The 19,153-nt window shown below is 72.6% G+C and carries 16 protein-coding genes and 1 riboswitch; of the genes, 3 read left to right on the top strand and 13 right to left on the bottom strand.

Annotation, left to right across the window (positions count from 1 at the left end; translation table 11 throughout):
- Positions 1-155: 155 nt before the first annotated feature.
- On the bottom strand, positions 156-1,316 hold the full coding sequence (locus tag ACSMTC_RS32145; protein ID WP_436563242.1) for an acyl-CoA dehydrogenase family protein: 1,161 nt from the start codon (positions 1,314-1,316) through the stop codon (positions 156-158).
- Positions 1,317-1,634: 318 nt separating this feature from the next.
- Here ACSMTC_RS32145 and ACSMTC_RS32140 point away from each other — a divergent pair, with 318 nt between their 5' ends.
- On the top strand, positions 1,635-2,192 hold the full coding sequence (locus ACSMTC_RS32140; protein ID WP_436564877.1) for a uridine kinase family protein: 558 nt from the start codon (positions 1,635-1,637) through the stop codon (positions 2,190-2,192).
- Positions 2,193-2,611: 419 nt separating this feature from the next.
- Positions 2,612-4,666, top strand: a complete 2,055-nt coding sequence (locus ACSMTC_RS32135; protein WP_436564876.1) for an AAA family ATPase — start codon at positions 2,612-2,614, stop codon at positions 4,664-4,666.
- 107 nt (positions 4,667-4,773) lie between these two features.
- Here ACSMTC_RS32135 and ACSMTC_RS32130 read toward each other — a convergent pair whose 3' ends face one another.
- The 10 genes from ACSMTC_RS32130 to ACSMTC_RS32085 all read right to left on the bottom strand — a co-directional run bounded on the left by ACSMTC_RS32130 (position 4,774) and on the right by ACSMTC_RS32085 (position 14,965).
- Positions 4,774-5,817, bottom strand: coding sequence for a hemolysin family protein (locus tag ACSMTC_RS32130; protein ID WP_436563241.1), 1,044 nt, complete (start codon positions 5,815-5,817; stop codon positions 4,774-4,776).
- Complete coding sequence (locus tag ACSMTC_RS32125; RefSeq protein WP_436563240.1) at positions 5,814-7,145, bottom strand: hemolysin family protein; 1,332 nt, start codon at positions 7,143-7,145, stop codon at positions 5,814-5,816. Before ACSMTC_RS32125 ends, ACSMTC_RS32130 begins: the two co-directional genes overlap by 4 nt.
- 335 nt (positions 7,146-7,480) lie before the next feature.
- The gene (locus ACSMTC_RS32120; RefSeq protein ID WP_436563239.1) at positions 7,481-7,951 is read right to left on the bottom strand and encodes a PH domain-containing protein; all 471 of its coding nucleotides are present in this window, start codon (positions 7,949-7,951) and stop codon (positions 7,481-7,483) included.
- 132 nt (positions 7,952-8,083) lie between these two features.
- Positions 8,084-8,932 carry an ATP phosphoribosyltransferase gene (gene hisG / locus ACSMTC_RS32115; RefSeq protein WP_436563238.1) on the bottom strand — a complete coding sequence of 283 codons (849 nt, stop codon included), beginning with the start codon at positions 8,930-8,932 and terminating at the stop codon, positions 8,084-8,086.
- Positions 8,933-8,992: 60 nt separating this feature from the next.
- Positions 8,993-9,265, bottom strand: coding sequence for a phosphoribosyl-ATP diphosphatase (locus ACSMTC_RS32110; protein WP_436563237.1), 273 nt, complete (start codon positions 9,263-9,265; stop codon positions 8,993-8,995).
- 206 nt (positions 9,266-9,471) lie between these two features.
- Positions 9,472-9,948 (bottom strand): 6,7-dimethyl-8-ribityllumazine synthase, encoded by a 477-nt coding sequence (gene ribH, locus ACSMTC_RS32105; protein ID WP_436563236.1) that lies wholly within the window; start codon positions 9,946-9,948, stop codon positions 9,472-9,474.
- Positions 9,949-9,978: 30 nt separating this feature from the next.
- Entirely contained in the window at positions 9,979-11,262 is a 1,284-nt protein-coding gene (locus tag ACSMTC_RS32100) for a bifunctional 3,4-dihydroxy-2-butanone-4-phosphate synthase/GTP cyclohydrolase II (protein WP_436563235.1), read from the bottom strand.
- Positions 11,259-11,846, bottom strand: a complete 588-nt coding sequence (locus tag ACSMTC_RS32095; RefSeq protein ID WP_436564875.1) for a nicotinamide mononucleotide transporter family protein — start codon at positions 11,844-11,846, stop codon at positions 11,259-11,261. The genes ACSMTC_RS32100 and ACSMTC_RS32095 overlap by 4 nt, the downstream gene beginning before the upstream one ends.
- Before the next feature lie 56 nt (positions 11,847-11,902).
- A complete protein-coding gene (locus ACSMTC_RS32090; protein WP_436563234.1) occupies positions 11,903-12,580 on the bottom strand; it encodes a riboflavin synthase in 678 nt (225 codons plus the stop codon).
- Between the two features lie 205 nt (positions 12,581-12,785).
- Positions 12,786-12,913, bottom strand: a riboswitch (FMN riboswitch).
- A 666-nt stretch (positions 12,914-13,579) separates the two neighbouring features.
- A complete protein-coding gene (locus tag ACSMTC_RS32085; RefSeq protein ID WP_436563233.1) occupies positions 13,580-14,965 on the bottom strand; it encodes a uracil-xanthine permease family protein in 1,386 nt (461 codons plus the stop codon).
- 574 nt (positions 14,966-15,539) lie between these two features.
- On the opposite strand from ACSMTC_RS32085, the gene ACSMTC_RS32080 reads away from it, so the two are divergent.
- Positions 15,540-16,157: a hypothetical protein gene (locus ACSMTC_RS32080; protein WP_436563232.1), complete on the top strand. Its 618-nt coding sequence runs from the start codon at positions 15,540-15,542 to the stop codon at positions 16,155-16,157.
- A 113-nt stretch (positions 16,158-16,270) separates the two neighbouring features.
- Here the strand turns inward: ACSMTC_RS32080 and ACSMTC_RS32075 are convergent, their stop codons facing one another.
- Together ACSMTC_RS32075 and ACSMTC_RS32070 are read right to left on the bottom strand one after the other, a co-directional pair.
- Complete coding sequence (locus tag ACSMTC_RS32075; protein ID WP_436563231.1) at positions 16,271-18,280, bottom strand: GTP-binding protein; 2,010 nt, start codon at positions 18,278-18,280, stop codon at positions 16,271-16,273.
- Positions 18,281-18,575: 295 nt separating this feature from the next.
- Entirely contained in the window at positions 18,576-18,956 is a 381-nt protein-coding gene (locus ACSMTC_RS32070; RefSeq protein WP_436563230.1) for a hypothetical protein, read from the bottom strand.
- Between the last annotated feature and the right edge of the window lie 197 nt (positions 18,957-19,153).

Here is a 19,153-nt window from a genome sequence, read left to right as displayed (position 1 = left end):
CGTGCGGCGGCACCCCTCGCCACGGGGGTGAGCCGCCCCGGACGGTGCGGCCCCGCTGCCGGTGAGCACGGAACCCCCTGGACCGACCGGCGACAGGGCGGGGGTGGGCCGACAGGGCCCCGCACCCCTGTCGGCCCACCGCGGCCGGCCGGCCCTCAGCGGGTCAGGTGGCGGCCGATGACCAGGCGCTGGATCTGGTTGGTGCCCTCAACGATCTGCAGGACCTTGGCCTCGCGCATGTAGCGCTCGGCGGGGTAGTCCTGGGTGTAGCCGTAGCCGCCGAGGACCTGGACCGCGTCCGTGGTGACCCGCATCGCGGTGTCGGTGCAGAAGAGTTTCGCCATCGCCGCCTCCTTGGAGAAGGGCAGTCCGCTGTCGCGGCGGCGGGCGGCGGCCAGGTAGAGCGCACGGCCGGCCTCGATCTGGGTGGCCATGTCGGCCAGCATGAAGGACAGCCCCTGGAAGTCGGCGATCGGGCGGCCGAACTGCTGCCGGGTGCCCGCGTAGTCGACGGCGAGGTCGAGGGCGGCCTGGGCGACACCGATCGCACAGGCGGCGATGCCGAGCCGGCCGGAGTCCAGCGCGGAGAGCGCGATCTGGAAGCCCTGGCCCTCCTCGCCGATCAGCCGCTCCCGGGCCACCCGGACGCCGTCGAAGTGCACCTGGGCGGTCGGCGAGCTGTTCATGCCCATCTTGTGCTCGGGCTGCGCCGCCGAGAGCCCCGCGCTGTCGGCCGGGACGAGCAGGCAGCTGATGCCCCGGGAGCCGTCGTCGCCGGTGCGGACCATGGTGCTGTAGAAGTCGGCACGCCCCCCGTGCGTGATCCACGCCTTGGTGCCGTTCACCACGTACTCGTCGCCGTCCGCCTCGGCCCGGGTGCGCAGGGCGGCGGCGTCGGAGCCGGACTGCGGCTCGGAGAGGCAGTAGGCGCCGAGCTGTTCGCCGCCGAGCATCCCGGGCAGCCAGCGCCTGCGCTGCTCGTCGGTGCCGAAGGCGGCCAGCCCGTAGCAGGCGAGGGTGTGCACGCTGACACCGAGGCCGACCGCGAGCCATCCGGCGGCGAGCTCCTCCAGAACCTGCAGGTAGACCTCGTACGGCTGCTCGCCGCCGCCGTGGCGCTCCTCGTACGGGAGGGAGAGCAGGCCGGCCTCGCCGAGGGTGCGGAAGACCTCGCGGGGGAAGCGGCCCGCCGCCTCGTCCTCGGCGGCGCGCGGCCTCAGTTCGCGCTGGACCAGGTCCCTGGTGAGGCTCAGCAGTTCGCGGGCCTCGTCGCTGGGCAGCTGGCGGTCGACGGGCTTGACGGGAGCGGGGCTCATGACGGTCGGGCCTCCTCGGTCGGGGTGCCGGCCCCACGGGTGGCAGGGCAGCGGCACGGCAGGCGTGTCGGACCTGGCACCGGGTGTGGTGAACGGTCGTTCACGGGCGTGGCGAAGCGAGTATGCCCGATACTGGCCAGTCCGTCACGACCTGCGAGAACGCTCCGCACGTAGAGTGGGCCCGTGGCTGATCGGGACGACTACGCAGGACTCGGCGACGGCCCGGCCGGAACCGGGGCCGGGGCCGTCCCGCGGGCGGTCGTCACGGGAGAGAGCGCCGCGGCGGAGGAGGACGTCCCCGCGCGGCTCGCCCGGCGGCTGCTCGCACTACCGCCGTCCTGCGGCCCGGTCCGGCTGGTGGCCGTGGACGGTCACGCCGGGGCCGGGAAGACGACCTTCGCCGCCCGGCTGGCCGCCGCGCTCGGCGGGGCACCGGTGGTGCACCTGGACGATCTCGCCACCCACGCCGAGCCGTTCGGCTGGGTGGAACGGCTGCGAACCGAGGTGCTCGAGCCGCTGGCGGCCGGGCGGATGGCCGAACACCGCGTCTACGACTGGACGTTGCGGCGCTTCGCGGAGCACCGCCGGGTGCCGCCCGCGCCGGTGGTGCTGATCGAGGGGGTCGGATCCGGCCGGCGCGAGCTGCGGCCGCGGCTGGCCCACCTGATCTGGATGGAGCTGGACGCGGCGGCCGCCAGGGAGCGCGGAGAGCGGCGCGACGGACCGGAGTTGGCCGAATTCTGGGTCGGCTGGGCCGCGGCGGAGCAGCGGCACTTCGCCGCCGACCCCAGCCGTCCGTACGCGAATCTGCGGGTGGACGGGCTCACTGGCCGGATCCTTTTCACCACCCTTGGTGAACCCTTGCCTGATCCTTGACCTGGGATGTCTCCAACCCGTAGGTTCTCCCCGTCGCAAGGCCTGATGATCTCGCGACAGTGGACGCGACGCCTCCGACTCGTTCCCCCGTGAGCCGGAGGCGTCGCCCTCCGCCTCCGTCGCGCCGCTCTCCCCACCTGCTGCGATCGCGGCCGACCGTCGGGTTCCGGTCGGACTCCAACAACCCGGCGGGTACTGCGATTTGACACCGTGCGACACTCTTCCGGATCAGCCCTGCGCCGGTACGATTCGTGACAGGCACGGATGCGTGCCGGGGGCGTCGGCGTGGGCGGGCACCACCCTGGTCACGCCCCTCGGCCGCCGAGCCTCTGTGCATCGAGCGGGGGGCGTGAGTGACGGTGGAGAGTTCCAGCACGACCGGGCCGGACCGGCTCGCCGACCGTGCCTGGCTGCGGGCGATGGACGCCTATGCCGCGGGCGCGTACGTCAGGGCGGAGGAGGAGTTCCGTACCGCGGTACGGCTGGACCCCGGTATGGCGGACGCCTGGCTCGGGCTGCACGCCCTGCGCTGCGACACCTCGGGCGCCCTGCTGGCGATGCACCGCCACCAGGACCGCTTCGGCGAGCAGCGGTCCAGGCACCAACGGCCGCTCAGTTCCTGGTACTGGCTCGGCTGGTGGGTCCAGCCGGTCCTGGAGGACACCCGCGACCTGGCCCTGGCCCACGCCTCGCACTGGCTGGACGGCCGCCACCTGACCGAGCTCGACCGGGCGCTCGCGGCCTGCCCGCCGCCCGAGGGGGATCCGTCGGTGCGTTTCCTGCACGCCTGCCGCTCCTACCTGCTCAAGGACTGGGAGCAACTCATCCGCGACACCGACCAGTTGCTGGACGACGCGATGCTCGGCATCGAGGCCGGGCTGTTCGGCGGCATGGCCAGGGTCCGTCTGGACATGTGCGCCCAGGCGCAGCGTCCGCTGGCCGCCTCGCTGGCCCGCTGCCGTTCGGAGCAGCCGCAGCGCAAGGAGCTGCGCTACTGGCTGGCCCGCGCGTACGAGGGGGCCGGACGCAGCGCCGCGGCCCTGCCGCTGTACCGGGCGGTGCACCGGGCAGATCCGGCCTTCATGGACACCGCGGCCCGGCTGGCGGCGATCACCACCGAGGACGGGGTGGTCGAGGGCCTGCTCGACGGCCGGGACGACCCCCGGCTGCCGGGCGGGCTCACGCTCGCCGGGTCCGCCTTCGAGTCGGCCGAGGCCCAGGATGTCGAGCCCGTGGGCGAGTTCGGGCCGGACGTGGAGTACCAGTCGGGGTACGAGGGTGAGGGCGGGTACGACCGCGACGGCGCCTTCGGCGGCGGGAAGCGGTACGACGGGCAGAGCGGGTACGACGGCGCCTTCGGCGGTGACGAGTACGGCCTTGACGGCGAGTACGGCGTGGGCGGCGAGTACGGCGTGGGCGGCGAGTACGGCATGGAGGCCGACCGCCGGATCGGCGAGGCGGGGGCCGGTCCGGCCGCCACCGGGCTGCCCACGCCCAGGGCGGCCGCCGAACGGTCCGGCGGGGTCACCGGTCCCGCCTCCGGGGCGCCGCCCAGAGGCGAGGGCGGTGAACGCGCCGCACCGCCGGCCGCCTCCCCGCACCGGGGCGGGCCGCGCGGTCAGCAGGGGGTCGACGCGGCGCTCGACGCACTGGAGCAGATGGTCGGCCTCGATCCGGTGAAGCGCCAGGTGCGGGCGCTGTCGGCACAGTTACGGATGTCGCGGCTGCGCGCCGAGCAGGGCCTGCCGGTGCAGCCGCCGAAACGCCACTTCGTGTTCTCCGGCCCCTCGGGGACGGGTAAGACCACCGTCGCCCGTATCCTCGGACAGGTCTTCCACTCCCTGGGCCTGCTCTCCGGTGACCACCTGGTGGAGGCCCAACGAGCCGACCTGGTGGGCGAGTTCCTCGGTCAGACGGCGGTCAAGGCCAATGAGCTGATCGACTCCGCACTGGACGGCGTGCTCTTCATCGACGAGGCGTACAGCCTCTCCAACTCCGGCTACAGCAAGGGCGACGCGTACGGGGACGAGGCGCTCCAGGTGCTGCTGAAGCGTGCCGAGGACAATCGCGACCGGCTGGTGGTCATCCTGGCCGGCTACCCCGAGGGCATGAACCGCCTGCTGGCCACCAACCCCGGGCTCAACTCCCGCTTCACCACCCGGGTCGACTTCCCCAGCTACCGGCCCGCCGAGCTCACCGCCATCGGACGCGCCCTGGCCGCGTCCGGGGGCGACGGGTGGGACCAGGACGCCGCCGAGGAACTCGCCAGCATCTGCGGCCATGTGGTCCGCGAGGGCTGGATCGACGAACTCGGCAACGGGCGCTTCATCCGCACCCTGTACGAGAAGTCCTGCGCCTACCGCGACCTGCGGCTCTCCTCCCTCCGCGGTCAGCCCACCCGTGAGGACCTGGCCACCCTCCGCCTGCCCGACCTGCTCCAGGCCTACGGCGAACTGATCGACGGCCGACGGTAGTACGCCACGGCGTCCGGGACTCGGACCGAGCGGGACCGTGCCCTGGCCGCCGCCGTCCGCCACCGCCGCTCCCCGGGGGCCGCCGGGCCCCGGGGAGCGGTCCGGTCTCAGGCGCGGGCCGCCTGGCGGTGGTCCGGGTCGTGCATCTCCCCCACCAGCTCCTCCAGGACGTCCTCCAGGGTGACCAGGCCGAGCCTGCGGCCGTCCTGGTCGACCACGGCGGCCAGGTGGGCGGCGGCCCGGCGCATGGCACCGAGCGCGTCGTCCAGCGGCATGGTGCCGCGCAGCACGGTCACCGGTCGCCAGAGGCGGGCCGGCAGCGGGGCCGACGGGTCGTCGGCGTCCAGAACGTCCTTGACGTGCAGGTAGCCACGCAGGGTGCCGCTCCTGTCGACCACCGGGAACCGGGAGAAACCGGTCCGCACGGCCAGCCGCTCGATCTCCAGGGCGGTCACCGAGGGACCGACCGTGACCAGCTGCTCGCTCGGCAGCAGGACGTCGGTGACCGGCCGGCGGCCGAGCTCCAGGGCGTCCTCCAGGCGCTCCTGGCGGCGTTCGTCCAGCAGACCCGCCTCCCGGGAGTCGGCCAGCAGGTGGAGCAGCTGCTCGTCGGTGAAGACCGAGGCGACCTCGTCCTTGGGCTCGACCTTGGCCAGGCGCAGCACCCCGTTGGCGAAGGCGTTCAGCAGCCGGATGACCGGGCCGAGCCAGCGGGCGAGGCGGGCCAGCGGCGGGCCGAGCCAGAGCGCGGCCTTCTCGGGTCCGGAGATCGAGATGTTCTTGGGGACCATCTCGCCGATCACCATGTGCAGGAAGACCACCAGGGCCAGCGCCAGTACGTAGCCGACCGGGTGGATCAGCGACTCGGGCATGCCGACCGCGTGGAACGGGCCCTCCAGCAGTCCGGCGATGGTCGGTTCGGCCAGCGCGCCGAGCAGCAGCGAGCAGACGGTGATGCCCAGTTGGGCGGCGGCCAGCATCGCGGAGACGTTGGACAGCGCGTGCAGCACGGTCCGGGCGCGCCTGTCGCCCGCCTCGGCGAGCGGTTCGATCTGGCTGCGCCGGACCGAGATCACCGCGAACTCGGCGCCGACGAAGAAGCCGTTGCCGAGCAGGAGCAGCAGGGCGGCGACCAGTTGCAGGGCGCTCATCGGTCGGTCTCCTCAACTCGGGCGTCCGGGCGGCGCTCGATCAGCACCCGGCTGGTGCGGTGCCGCTCGACCTCCAGCACGGTGAACCGCCAGCCGGGCAGGCCGGCGTGTTCGCCGGGGTCGGGCAGCTTGCCGAGCAGGTCCGCGAGCAGGCCGCCGAGTGTCTCGTACGGCCCGTCCGGGGCCTGCAGGCCGATGCTCTCCAGCTGGTCGAGCCGGGCGCGGCCGTCGGCCTCCCAGGCCGGGTGGCCGTCGGCGAGCGGCAGTTGGCGCAGCTCCGGGATGTCCTCGGGGTCGTGCTCGTCCTGTACCTCGCCGACGATCTCCTCGACGATGTCCTCGATGGTGACCACGCCGGCGGTGCCGCCGTACTCGTCGACCACGATGGCCATCGGCTGCTGGTGGCGCAGCTGGTCGAGCAGGCGCTCGGCGGGCAGCGTCTCGGGGACCAGCAGCGGTGCCGAGGCGAGGTCGCCGACCCTGACCTGGGCGCGCAGGTCGGCGGGGACGGCGAGGGCGTCCTTGAGGGTGACGGTGCCGCTGACCTCGTCCAGTCCGTCCCCGTAGACCGGGAAGCGGGACAGGCCGGTGGCCCGGGTGAGGTTGACGACGTCGGCGGCGCTGGCGCCGCGCTGCAGGGCGACGACGTCCACGCGCGGGGTCATCACGCTCTCCGCGGTGAGTTCACCGAGGCCCAGGGTGCGGACGAAGAGCCGGGCCGACTCCTCGTCCATCACGCCGGCCCTGGCGGAGTGCCGGGCGAGCGAGACCAGCTCGGCGGGGGTGCGGGCGTGGCCGAGTTCCTCCTGCGGCTCGATGCCGAGCGCGCGCACGATGCGGTCGGCGGAGCCGTTCAGGAAGGCGATCGCCGGGCGGCAGACGGCCGAGAACAGGCGCTGCGGGCCGACCACGGCGTACGCGACCTGGAGCGGCCGCGAGATCGCCCAGTTCTTGGGGACCAGTTCGCCGATCACCATCTGCAGCACGGTGGCCAGCACCATGCCGACGGCCACGGCCACGGTGGTGGCGGCCGCCCCGGGCAGTCCCAGGCCGGTGAGCACGGGCGTGAGCAGCGTGGAGAGCGCCGGCGCGGCGAGCATACCGACCACCAGGGAGGTGACGGTGATGCCGAGCTGGGCACCGGAGAGCTGGAAGGAGAGCTTGCGCAGGACCTTCGCCAGGTTCTCGGCCCGTCGGTCACCGGCCTTGGCGGCACGCTCGACGCTGCCGCGGTCCACGGTGATCAGGGCGAACTCGGCGGCCACGAAGAGGCCGTTGGCGAGGATGAGCAGGAAGGCCGCGAAAAGCAGCAGCCAGGCGGTGATCACAGTGCCGCCTGCCTTCCGGGGGTCGGAAGTGAGGCGGCGCGGGTACTACCGGACGGATCGTCCATCGAGGGGAGGTGTCACTCCTCAGGTCGTGGGTTCGCGGTCGTACCGTCGGGGACCGTGGGTGGACCACGGGCCCGAGGCATGACGGAGACCGGCGGGGCCTTTGCCCCGGCTTTACCAGCGTAGACGATACCGGCACCGTGACAAGGATCTTGTACGGGCGTATGACCAGCTGGTTGACGAAAGGTTTCCCCAGGTCCCTTGGGCGTCCTGGCGGCTGCTTCGGGCTTCCTTGGTTCCCGGGGGTGTCCTTCCGTCCCTTCAAGGATCCCTCAGCGGGAGGTTCCGCGTTCCTCGACCAGGTCGCGCAGTGCGCGGGCGGCGCGCACCGCCTGCTCGCGACCGCCGGCGGGCTGGATGCCGACGGCGGCCAGCGCGGTGCCGTCGGCCAGGTCGAGGGTGACCCACGGGTCGCCCTGGCGCAGGTTGACCCGGACGATCTCGGCCCAGGCCAGCCGGCGGCTGCGGACGAAGTTGACCACCGTGACGCCCTGCTCGTCCGCGCTCACCCTGGGCCGGGCCAGCATCCCGCCGACCGCGGCGAACAGCAGGCCGCTGAAGGCCATCGCCACCCGGTCGTTGAGCTGCCAGTTGTCCGGCATCGCGAAGGCGATCGTGGTGAAGAGCACCAGCAGCACCGAGCAGAGCGTGAGCAGCACGGCCCGGTTGCGGTGCGGTGCCCAGGTGACCGGGAGCGCGACGGACTCGACCGGCGTGGTGGCGGACTGGGTGGAGGTGGTCACGGTGGTTCTCCCGAGCGCGGGCGGCGGCCCGGGACCGGACCGCCGCCCGCTGGATCGTCTGACTCGAACGGCTGGATCGAACAGCTGGGTCAACCGACTGTACCGACCGCTGATCCGCCCAAGGCGACGGGGTCAGAGCCGGCAGGCGTGGATGTTGGTGACCAGGATGGCGCGGGCGCCGATCGCCCAGAGGTCGTCCATGATCCGCTGGGCCTCCTTGCGGAGCACCATCGAACGGACGGCCACCCAGCCCTCGGTGTGCAGCGGGGAGACGGTCGGCGACTCCAGGCCCGGGGTGAGCGCCACGGCGTCGCTGACCTTCTCGGCGCGGATGTCGTAGTCCATCAGCACGTAGCGGCGGGCCACCAGCACGCCCTGGAGGCGGCGCAGGAACTGCTCGACCCCCGAGTCCTCCCCCGCGCCCTTGGGCCGGATCACCACCGAGTCGGAGACCAGGATCGGGTCGCCGAAGACCTCCAGACCGGCGTTGCGCAGGCTGGTGCCCGTCTCCACGACGTCGGCGATCACATCGGCGACACCCAGCTGGACCGCGGTCTCGACGGCACCGTCCAGCTTGGTGACGGTCGCCTTGACGCCCTGCTCGGCCAGGTGCTTCTCGACCAGGCCGGTGTAGGAGGTGGCGATCCGCAGGCCTTCCAGGTCCCGGACGTCCTTCATCCCGGCGCCGACCGGCTTGGCGAAGCGGAAGGTCGAGCCGGCGAAGCCGAGCGCGAGCACCTCCTCGGCGTCCGCGCCCGAGTCCAGCAGCAGGTCACGGCCGGTGATACCGACGTCGAGGCGGCCGGAGCCGACGTAGACGGCGATGTCGCGCGGGCGCAGGAAGAAGAACTCGACCTGGTTCTCCGGGTCGACCAGCACCAGTTCCTTGGGGTCCTTGCGCTGCCGGTAGCCGGCCTCATGGAGCATCTCCGCCGCCGGACCCGAGAGCGAACCCTTGTTGGGGAGGGCGATGCGCAGCATGAGAGAGGAATCCTTCGTTGTGGAGGGGGTTGTGGTGCGTCTGGGGTGAACGGGAACGGATCAGAGGTGGGCGTAGACGTCGTCGAGCGTCAAGCCACGGGCGACCATCATCACCTGAAGGTGGTAGAGGAGCTGGGAGATCTCCTCCGCGGTCCGCTCGTCGCTCTCGTGCTCGGCGGCCATCCAGACCTCGGCGGCCTCCTCCACGACCTTCTTGCCGATCGCATGGACGCCCTGCTGGACGAGCTGCGCGGTACGGGAGGACGAGGGGTCGCCGTCGGCGGCCTTCTGCTGGAGCTCGTTGAAGAGCTCCTCGAATGTCTTGGAAGCCATGATGAGCTCACCTTACGGCTTGCGGACTGACAGACGGTAAACGGTCTTGGACCTTGGACGGTCGGTTGGACGCCGCCGCGGCCTTCCCGGGGTGCCGGGAACCGCCCGCGCGAGGGCCCGACCGACCGGCCGGGCGCCGGGGGCGCGAGCCGTTCGCCGCCGGTCGTATCCGACCGGCCGGGCGGGCCCGGCGCCCCCGTTCCGCGCTACCGGGCGAGTGCGCGCAGCGTGACCGCCGTGGCCACCGCAGCCGTGACGGCCTCGTGCCCCTTGTCCTCGGCGGAGCCCTCCAGGCCCGCGCGGTCGATGGCCTGCTGCTCGTTGTCGCAGGTCAGGACGCCGAAGCCGACCGGGACACCGGTGTCGACGCCGACCTGGGTGAGACCGAGGGTGGCGGCCTCGCAGACGTAGTCGAAGTGCGGGGTGCCACCGCGGATGACCACGCCGAGTGCGATCACCGCGTCGTAGCCGTGCTCGGCCAGCCGCTTGGCGGCGACCGGGAGTTCGAAGGTGCCGGGCACCCGGATGACGGTGGGCTCCGCGACGCCCAGCTCCTTCAGCGCGCGGTGGGCTCCGCCCAGCAGGCCGTTCATCACCTGCTCGTGCCACTGCGCGGCGACGACGGCGACCCGCAGGTCGGCGGCGCCTTCGATGGTCAGTTCGGGGGCTCCGTGGCCGCTCACGTTCGTACGTCCTTCTGCTGGTAGGGAAGTTCAGGAGTTGGCGTCGAGCCAGGGCAGCTCGTGGCCCATCCGGTCGCGCTTGGTGCGCAGGTAGGCGGTGTTGTGGGCACCGGGCTCGACGGCGACCGGCTGCCGTCCGTTGACGACGAGGCCGTACTCGGCGAGTGCGGCGATCTTGTCCGGGTTGTTGGTGAGCAGGGTCAGCGAGCGCACCCCGAGGTCGGTGAGCATCTGCGCGCCGATGCTGTAGTCGCGGGCGTCGGCGGGCAGACCGAGTTCGAGGTTGGCGTCCACGGTGTCCCGGCCCTGCTCCTGGAGCTCGTAGGCGCGCAGCTTGTGGGCGAGCCCGATGCCCCGGCCCTCGTGACCGCGCAGGTAGAGCAGCACCCCCTGGCCGGCGGTGGCGATCTCCCGCAGCGAGGCCTGGAGCTGGGGGCCGCAGTCGCAGCGCAGCGAGCCGAGGACGTCGCCGGTCAGGCACTCGGAGTGGACCCGTACCAGCAGGTCGTCGCCGTCCGGGACCTTGCCGTCGGCGCCGAGGCCGCCGGCGACCAGGGCGATGTGCTCGACGCCGTCCAGGGTGCCCTGGTAGCCGACGGCGGTGAAGTCGCCGTGCTCGGTGGGCAGGGCGGTGACGGCGGCACGGGAGACGTGCAGTTCGGTGCGGCGGCGGTAGGCGATCAGGTCCTCGATGGAGATGATCGACAGACCGTGCCGGCGGGCGAAGGCGACCAGTTCGGGCAGCCGCGCCATGGTGCCGTCGTCGTTGACCACCTCGGCGATCGCACCGGCCGGCGGGAGTCCGGCCAGCCGGGCGAGGTCGACCGCCGCCTCGGTGTGGCCGGGGCGGACCAGGACACCTCCCTCGACCGCGCGCAGCGGGAAGACGTGCCCGGGCCGGGTGAGGTCGCCGGGCCCGGTGGCCTCGGCGGCGAGCAGTCTGACGGTGCGCGCCCGGTCGGCGGCCGAGATGCCGGTGTCGACGCCGTCGCGGGCGTCCACCGAGACCGCGTACGCGGTGCCCTTGCGGTCCTCGTTGACCTGGGTCATCGGGGGGAGCTTGAGCCGGTCGAGCTCGGCGCCGGTCATCGGCACGCAGATCACGCCGGAGCTGTAGCGGATGGTGAAGGCCATCAGCTCAGCGGTGGCGGCACTGGCGGCGAAGATGATGTCGCCCTCGTTCTCGCGGTCCTCGTCGTCGACGACGATCACCGGACGGCCGAGCGCGATGTCGGTGATGGCGTGTTCCACCGGGTCGAGGGCGAGGCTGTCGTCCAGCACCGGGTGGAGGTCGTGGACCGGCTGGATGGTCATGCCGTGGCTCCCTGGAGGACGGCCGTGCCGGTGGCACGGGGAAGGCGGGTACGCAGCCACCAGGCGCGCAGGCCGAGCAGCACCAGCGCGAAGTAGATGACGTAGGTCAGGCCGGAGAAGGTGTAGCCGCTGGAGAAGGCGAGCGGGACACCGACGATGTCGACGGCGATCCAGGCGAGCCAGAACTCGACCCAGCCCCTGGCCTGGGCGTACATCGCGGCCAGCGTGCCGACGAAGATGTAGGCGTCGGCCCACGGGCTCCAGGACAGCTTGGGGAAGGCGAGGAAGAGCTCGGCCAGGCCGACGGTGGCCAGCGCGGTGGCGCCGGCCAGCAGCGCGCGCTCCTTCCAGCTGGCGAAGCGGACCTCGATGTCGCCGGTCCTGCGGCGGCCGCGCTGCCACTGGTACCAGCCCCAGAGCGCGGTGACGATCACGATGCCCTGCTTGCCGACCAGCCCGGCCAGGTGGCCGGAGAGGTAGGCCGCGATCAGTACGGCACCGGAGAGCAGCTGGATCGGCCAGGTCCACATCGAGCGGCGCCAGCCGAGCGCGAGGGCGAGGAGTCCGAGCAGGTTGCCGGCCATGTCCGTCCACTTGACCGACTGGCCGAAAACCGAGAAGGCGGTGTCGTTGAGCCAGTTCACGAGGCGTCCTTCGATGTCGCCGGTGCGGCGGGGGTCGTGGGCAGCGTGCGGGTGTCGAGCAGCCGCTCGACGTACTTGGCGAGGACGTCCACCTCGAGGTTGACCGGCTCGCCGATGCCCTTGCCGCCAAGGGTGGTGAGGGCGAGGGTGGCCGGAATGAGGCTGACGGTGAAGCTGTCGAGGGCGGCTTCGACCACGGTGAGGCTCACACCGTCCACCGTGATCGAGCCCTTCTCGACCAGGTACCGGGTGATGCTCTGCGGCAGCGAGAAGCGCAGCACCTCCCAGCGCAGGTTGCCCTCGGCGTCGCGTTCACCCGGCTCACGGGAGAGCAGGGTGCCGGTGGCGTCGACATGGCCCTGGACCAGGTGCCCGCCGAGCCGGTCGCCGAGTGCCATGGCGCGTTCCAGGTTGACCCCGCAACCGGGCTTCAGGGTGCCGAGGTTGGAGCGGCTCAGCGTCTCGGCCATCACGTCGGCACTGAACTCGCCGCTGGCGGCGGCCAGTTGATCGGGGGTGTCGACAACGGTGAGGCAGACGCCGTTGACCGCGATGGAGTCGCCGTGCCGGGCACCGGAACAGACCACCGGGCCGCGCAGACGGATTCGCGAGGAGTCGCCGAACTCCTCGATGGAGACGACCTCGCCGAGCTCTTCGATGATGCCGGTGAACACCCGGGTTCTCCTCGCGCTTGGGGCGCGGACTCCGGGGTGGCATGGGAGATGACACGGACAGCGAGGCCCAGGGGTGCCCAGGGGGACACACCCGGGTGTCGGGGGCCCTCCTCGGCACCGGCCACAGAACCGGAGCCGGGGACAGAGTCCTCCCGGCACACCTTTCACGGCCCTTCGGGTGGGGCCGTGGCACTGCTTGTCCGCCCGCGCACGCCTCCCATCCGGACTTTAACCGTCGGTCCAGGAATTTCACCTGGTCAACCGGCCGCTGGCTGCGGACGGGTCGCGGACTGTAACCGCCGGTTCGGAGTTTCACCGACCCCGGAGTGCGCTGAACGTCACTGCTACTGCCGTCATTCTGCCATGCTCCCCGGGGGAGGAGGAGAGGGCCCGGCTGTGGCCTGATTCACTGGCCGGATTCGTCACCACCGGGAATACCACGGAGCGGGCCGGCAGACCGGCCCGACAGCCGGACGGGACGCAACTGGCCCGCGTACCAGGGGAGCTGACGTCCGCTGCCGCGCGGGCGGACACTGCCGGTGCGGCTGGCACCCGGATTGCGGCTCGAAACGGCCGCCCGGAACCGGGAGTCGGGGCACACCCGGCGCGGCCCGTTCCCGTCCTCATCCGCCCGGCCGCCAACCCGGCCCGGCCGAAGGGAAGTTGGTCCCATCGACGGCCGGTGTCCTGGTCCGTCCGGGAGGGGCGGCAGGCTGCGCCGCCGTACAGAGTGGCCACCTCGTCCGCCTGCTCCGGATTGCACGGCCCGTCGGGTGGGTAGACGGCCATGATGCGAGCCCGGCCGGCCTCGGGCTGCCGGCGATCCTCATCGCGGCCGACGGCTGCGGAGCCGGGCTCGACCAACGTACGGCGCCGGCCCGCACGGCCTCCATCGGATGGAGGCCGTGCGGGCCGGCGCCACGAGCTCTGCTACGGCGATGTCGTACGGGCCCCGGCCGATCGGCGGATCCGCGCCGGACCCGCGCCGGGGACGTCGCCCTACCGCTCCGGGGACTCCCCGTCGTACTCGCTGGTGCCCGCGTCCAGCAGCGGGGTCTGCGGCTGCTTCATGTGCGCCGGGGCCATCAGGCGCAGCGCGTGGTAGCCGAGCAGCACCACCAGGGTGCCGAGGGCGATGCCGCTGAGCGAGAAGTTGTCGCTGATCTTCAGCGAGACGTTGCCGATGCCGACGATGACACCGGCCGCCACCGGGACCAGGTTCAGCGGGTTGGTCAGTTCCACCCGGTTGTGCACCCAGATCTGGGCGCCGAGCAGGCCGATCATGCCGTAGAGGACGACGGTGATCCCGCCGAGCACCCCGCCGGGGATCGCGGCGATCACCGCGCCGAACTTGGGGCAGAGGCCGAAGAGGATCGCGAACCCGGCGGCGCACCAGTACGCGGCGGTGGAGTAGACCCGGGTCGCGGCCATCACGCCGATGTTCTCGGCGTAGGTGGTGGTGGCCGGGCCGCCGACACTGGTGGAGATCATGGTGGCGGCGCCGTCCGCCATGATCGCCACGCCCAGCCGGTCGTCCAGCGGATCGCCCGTCATCTCGCCGACCGCCTTGACGTGACCGGCGTTCTCGGCGATGAGCGCGACCACGACGGGCAGCGCCACCAGCACGGCGGAGGCGGAGAAGCTCGGGGCGTGCAGGGTCGGCAGGCCGATCCAGTCGGCCTTGCTCACACCGGAGAGGTCGAGGCGCCAGTGGTCGGTGACCACCCCGGCGCCGTTGGCGGAGTGGATCTGGCCGAAGATCCGGTCGGAGGCCCAGGACAGCGCGTACCCGAACACCAGGCCGAGGAAGATCGCGATCCGCGACCAGAACCCGCGCAGCACCACCAGGGCGAGACCGGTGAACAGCATGGTCAGCAGCGCGGTCCACTGGTCCTGCGGCCAGTACGTCCCGGCCGTGACCGGCGCCAGGTTGAAGCCGATCAGCATCACGACGGCGCCGGTGACGACCGGCGGCAGCACCATGTGGATCACCTTCGCGCCCGCCGCCTGGACCACCGCACCGCAGGCCGCGAGCACCGCCCCGACCACCAGCAGCGCGCCCGTCAGCGTCGCGGCGTCACCGCCCTGCGCCTTGATCACGGCGGCCACGCCGACGAAGGACAGGCTGCTGCCCAGGTAGCTGGGGATCCGCCCGCCGGTGACCAGCAGGAAGAAGACGGTCGCAACCCCGGAGACCATCACGGCCAGGTTGGGGTCCAGCCCCATCAGCACCGGCGCCACGAACGTCGCACCGAACATCGCCACCACGTGCTGGGCGCCGAGCCCGATGGTGCGCCCCCAGCTGAGCCGCTCGTCCGGCTTCACCACGGCGCCGGGCGCCGGGCTTCTTCCGTCGCCGTGCAGCTTCCAGCCGAAGCCCGCCATGGGTCACTCTCCTCGTCGGCAATGGGAACGCCCATGCGGGCACATCAGGCCAACAGCGGACCACACCACGCGCCCCCGATGCAAAAGCTCCGCCGCCGGACGGGTGGCCATCCGCCCAGGTCCAGCGGGTCCCCCTGGGCGGATGGGTGGTCAACTCGGGCCTGTGGCCGTACGATCCGGTGATCCTGTCCGGCGGTTCACCGCAGGCTGTGCCGTCGGTTACACCGGCACCGGAACACCGCCGCCGAGCGACCGTCGCCACCGCGCGGCCCGGCCGCCGGATCCGGTCGAAGGGCGTGCCGCCCTCGTCACGCCCCCCGGTGCCCCGGTCCCGGCCTCCGCACCGCCCTGACCTCGACGGTCCCGGCGCGTTGCCCCCGGCCTCGCCGACGCCCCGGCGGCTGCCCCTAGGGGACGCTCCCCTACTCCTCCCCCCAGTCGGGGCCCGTGCCTCCCCCGAGCGATCTGGGTGGCGCACTCCCCCTCGCCGCCGATCCCAGGCCACTGCGAACGGAGCAGGATTCATTCTGTCGCCGAGCCGCACCGGAAGAACTCCCCCGAAGGACCCGCCACCGTGACCATCGCCGCCTCCGCCCCCGCCCTGTCCGCCACCTCCACCGGTTCGACGCACCGCCTACTGCCGCTCGCCCGCCTCGCCGCCCCGGCGCTGTTCGGCGTGTACGGCCTGGTCCGCCTGCTGCCCGGGTCGCGCCAGCCGGGCGCCGACTGGACCATCGGGCACCTGTGCCTGCTCGGTGCGCTGCTGGCCTTCGGCGTGGTCTTCCGCGACCTGTACCGGCCGCTCGCCCAGCGCGGCCGGGTGGCGGCGGTACTCGGCTACGGGACGGCGATGACCGGCGTGGTCACCGCCGTGGGCCAGGCCCTGATCGACCTCTACAGCGGTTTCCGGGCCGACACCCTGGCCGAGCAGAACCGGATCTTCGCCGAGGTGCAGAGCCACCCGGGCGTGCTGCCGGTCTTCTACCAGGTGCTCCCGGTCTTCTTCCACCTGGGACTGCTGGCCCTGGTGACCGTACTGGCCCTCCGCCGCCGCCTGCCGTTCTGGAGCCCGCTGGCCGCCCTGGCCGGTGTGGTCGCGATGGCCGCCTCGATGGACCTGATGACGGTCGGCGCCGCGTTCTACGCCCTGGCCCTGCTGCCCTTCTACCGCCCGGCCCGCCGCCAGGCGTGACCGCTCGGACGCCGGCCACCCGCCGCAGGTCCCTCCGGCTGTCCCGGGCGGTTGCCCGCCCGGGTCGGCAGCGCCTCCGGTGCCGCCGACCCGGCGGCACCGGAGGCCGGCGTTCACCCCGCCTGCCCGCCCCGCTGTGCCAGGTGGCGGAGGTACTCCGCGCGGTTGAGCGGGTTTCCGTCCGTCCGCCGGCCGGCCGAGTGGGCTCCCGGCGACTTCCCGGTGACCGGCCGGTCGCCACCGGGGCGGGACCACCAGACACCCTCGCCGTTGGAGAGCGCGGCGAGCTGCCGTTTGAAGACCGGCACTTGACGCAGCGGGATGCCGCCGGAGAGCAGCCAGCCCTCCCCCTGGGCGGATGACTGCCTGATCTCGGCCTCAAGCCCGGTGAGCCGGGCGACGACCGGGTTGACGGCCTCGGCCGGAACTTCCAGATCGAAGTCGTGGCAGGGCTCGTAGAGCCTGGTCCCGGCCAGCGCGAGTGCCCGCATGAGGACCAGCGGGGTCAGGTCGCGGAAGTCGGCGGCGGTGCTGACGGGGCTCGCGAAGCCGCTACGGGTCAGGGTGATGGTGCAGTCGGTCACCGGCCAGCCGTGGAGGCCCTGTTGGAGGCTTTCGTGCACGGTGTCCTCGATGGCCCGGTGGAACGCCCTTGGCAGGGCGCCCAGTTCGGTCTCCCAGCGGAAGCCCACCCCCGAGCCCCGGCTCGCGGGCTCCACCCGCAGCCCTACGGTCGCGAAGAACTCGTTGCGCCCGCGCCGGTCGATCTCCTCGTACGCCTCGCCGCTGCCCGTCGGCCGCTCGACGTACCGGAGCCGGGACGGCTCGAACACGGCCTCGACCGCGAACTCGTCGCGCAGCCTGGCCGCGATCACCTCCCGCTGCACCTCGCCGTAGAGCAGTACCGACATCCCGCCGCCGGGCAGCACCGTGACCTGGATCAGCGGGTCCTGCTCGGCGAGCGCGGTCAGTGCCCGGTGCAGCCGGGGCGCGAGATCGGGCCGCGCCGGGCGGACCACGGTCTCGAGGGCGGGCGGGGTGAAGGCGGCCCGCTCCTCGCGCTGTTCCGACCCGCCCGGAGCGCCCAGCCGGTCGCCGACCCGGGTCTCGGACAGGCCGCGCAGCCGTACGATGCTCCCGGCTCCGGCCCGGGCCGCCGAGGCCGGCGGGCCGACCACGGTCAGCTCGGTGACACGCGCCTGGTACCGGTGGATCCGGCCGTCCGCCCCGCGCCGGTGGAGAGTGAGCCGGTCGCCCCGGGCCACCGTGCCGGCGAACAGGCGCACGCAGCAGATCTTCTCGCCGGCGCTGCCGCGTTCGACGGCGAAGACCGTGCCGCGCGGCGCGGTACCGGAGGGCCGGGGCGGGACCGGGAGCAGCCTGGTGATGCCGTCGAGCAGGGTCGAGATCCCCTCACCGGTGCGGGCCGACCCGAGGATCAGCGGCTGGACCAGGCCTTTCGCGGTCTGGCCGGCGATGCCCTCCCAGAGTTCCCCGTGGGACGGCGGCCGGTCCAGGACGAGACGGGTCAGCAGCTCCTCGTCGTGCACGGAGAGCAGGTCCGTGACAGCGGTGTGGAACTCCGGGTCCGTCAGCGCGTACGGCCTGGCCCGGACCTGTGAAGTGCCGATGCCCGCAACCGTGTTGAGCGTGAGGATCCCGGGTGCGAGCCGGCTGCGGATGGCGGCCAGCAGCTCGTGGTGGCGGGCACCGGTACGGTCGGCCTTGTTGACGAAGATCAGCGCGGGGATGCCCGCCCTGCGCAGGGTGGCCATCAGCACCCGGCTCTGCGCCTGGACGCCCTCGACGGCGGAGACCACCAGGATCACCGCGTCCAGGACCCGCAACGCCCGTTCGACCTCGGCGATGAAGTCGACATGGCCGGGGGTGTCGATCAGGTTGACCTGCAGCGCGCCCGTGGGGCCCGCGGTGGTGAAGGAGGCGACTGCCGAGCGGATGGTGATGCCCCGCTCGCGCTCGATGTCGCCGGTGTCCGTCTGGGTGGTACCGGCGTCCACCGAACCGAGCCGGTCGATCGCTCCGGTCTCGAACAGCAGGCGCTCGGTCAGGCTGGTCTTACCGGCGTCGACATGCGCCAGAATGCCGATGTTCAGGGTGTTCATGAGTGGCGGGATCCTCGGAAACGCTCGAAAGAACGGGGAGCTTGGGGTTTCCGAGAACCTGGCGCATCTGACTCTCCTGACCGGGGCCGTACGAACCCGGCCATCGTGTCACTCCCGCCCGCGCCGCGCACCGCAATTTCACCGGCCGGCGGCGGGGAGCGCGCGGCGAGGGCCGCCGGGCCCCGCTGCCGGCCGGTACCGGCACGGCGGGACCCGTGGGACCGGCCGTGCCGGGCCCGCGTCCGGTCGGCGCGCGAGCACCCCGAGGACCGGGGCCCGGCCGGGGCGGTGCCGCTCAGTGGCCGAAGCGGTGGCGGCGGGTGGCCGGTGGCGACTTCCCGGCGTCCAGGTCGCGCACGGCGTCGTCCACCTCCGGATCACCGGTCGGCCCTCGTCGGGCCTCCCGGGCCGCCAGCTTGTCGGCACGTTTGTCCGCCCTCCGCGCGACGGCCCGGCGGCGGTGGCGACGGATCCCCGAGGAGGCCATCAGCCAGCCCAGCGCGAACAGCAGGGTCAGCGCGATACCGGCGAGGAAGATCTCCAGCGCGTTCATGGTCGCGATGTGGTTGCCGAACAGCATGATCGAGTAATTGGAGCCTGCTTCGAGGTTCTGCGAGATCATCAGCGCGGCGAAGGCGGCGCTCACGACGAGCAGCAGCAGTCCGAGGAAGAACATCGAGGGCCTCCCTTCGAGGGCTCATCCTGAGATATATGCCCTGCTTAGGAATTTTGGACCCATTCGGCCTATTTCGTCACCGCAGGGCCTGCCGCCGCCGGCGGACCGCCCGCCCCGGCCACCCCGGCGCCGGGAGATCCGGACCGGGTACGCCCCCGCGCGGCTGCGGCTTCGACCGCGCGCACGCCCGGCCGTCG

Origin of the sequence: Kitasatospora sp. HPM-01-4 (genome assembly GCF_051374625.1) — a bacterium.
Classification (GTDB): domain Bacteria; phylum Actinomycetota; class Actinomycetes; order Streptomycetales; family Streptomycetaceae; genus Kitasatospora.
The sequence above is the reverse complement of the archived record's forward strand: the minus strand, read 5'-3'. Positions and strand labels throughout refer to the sequence as shown.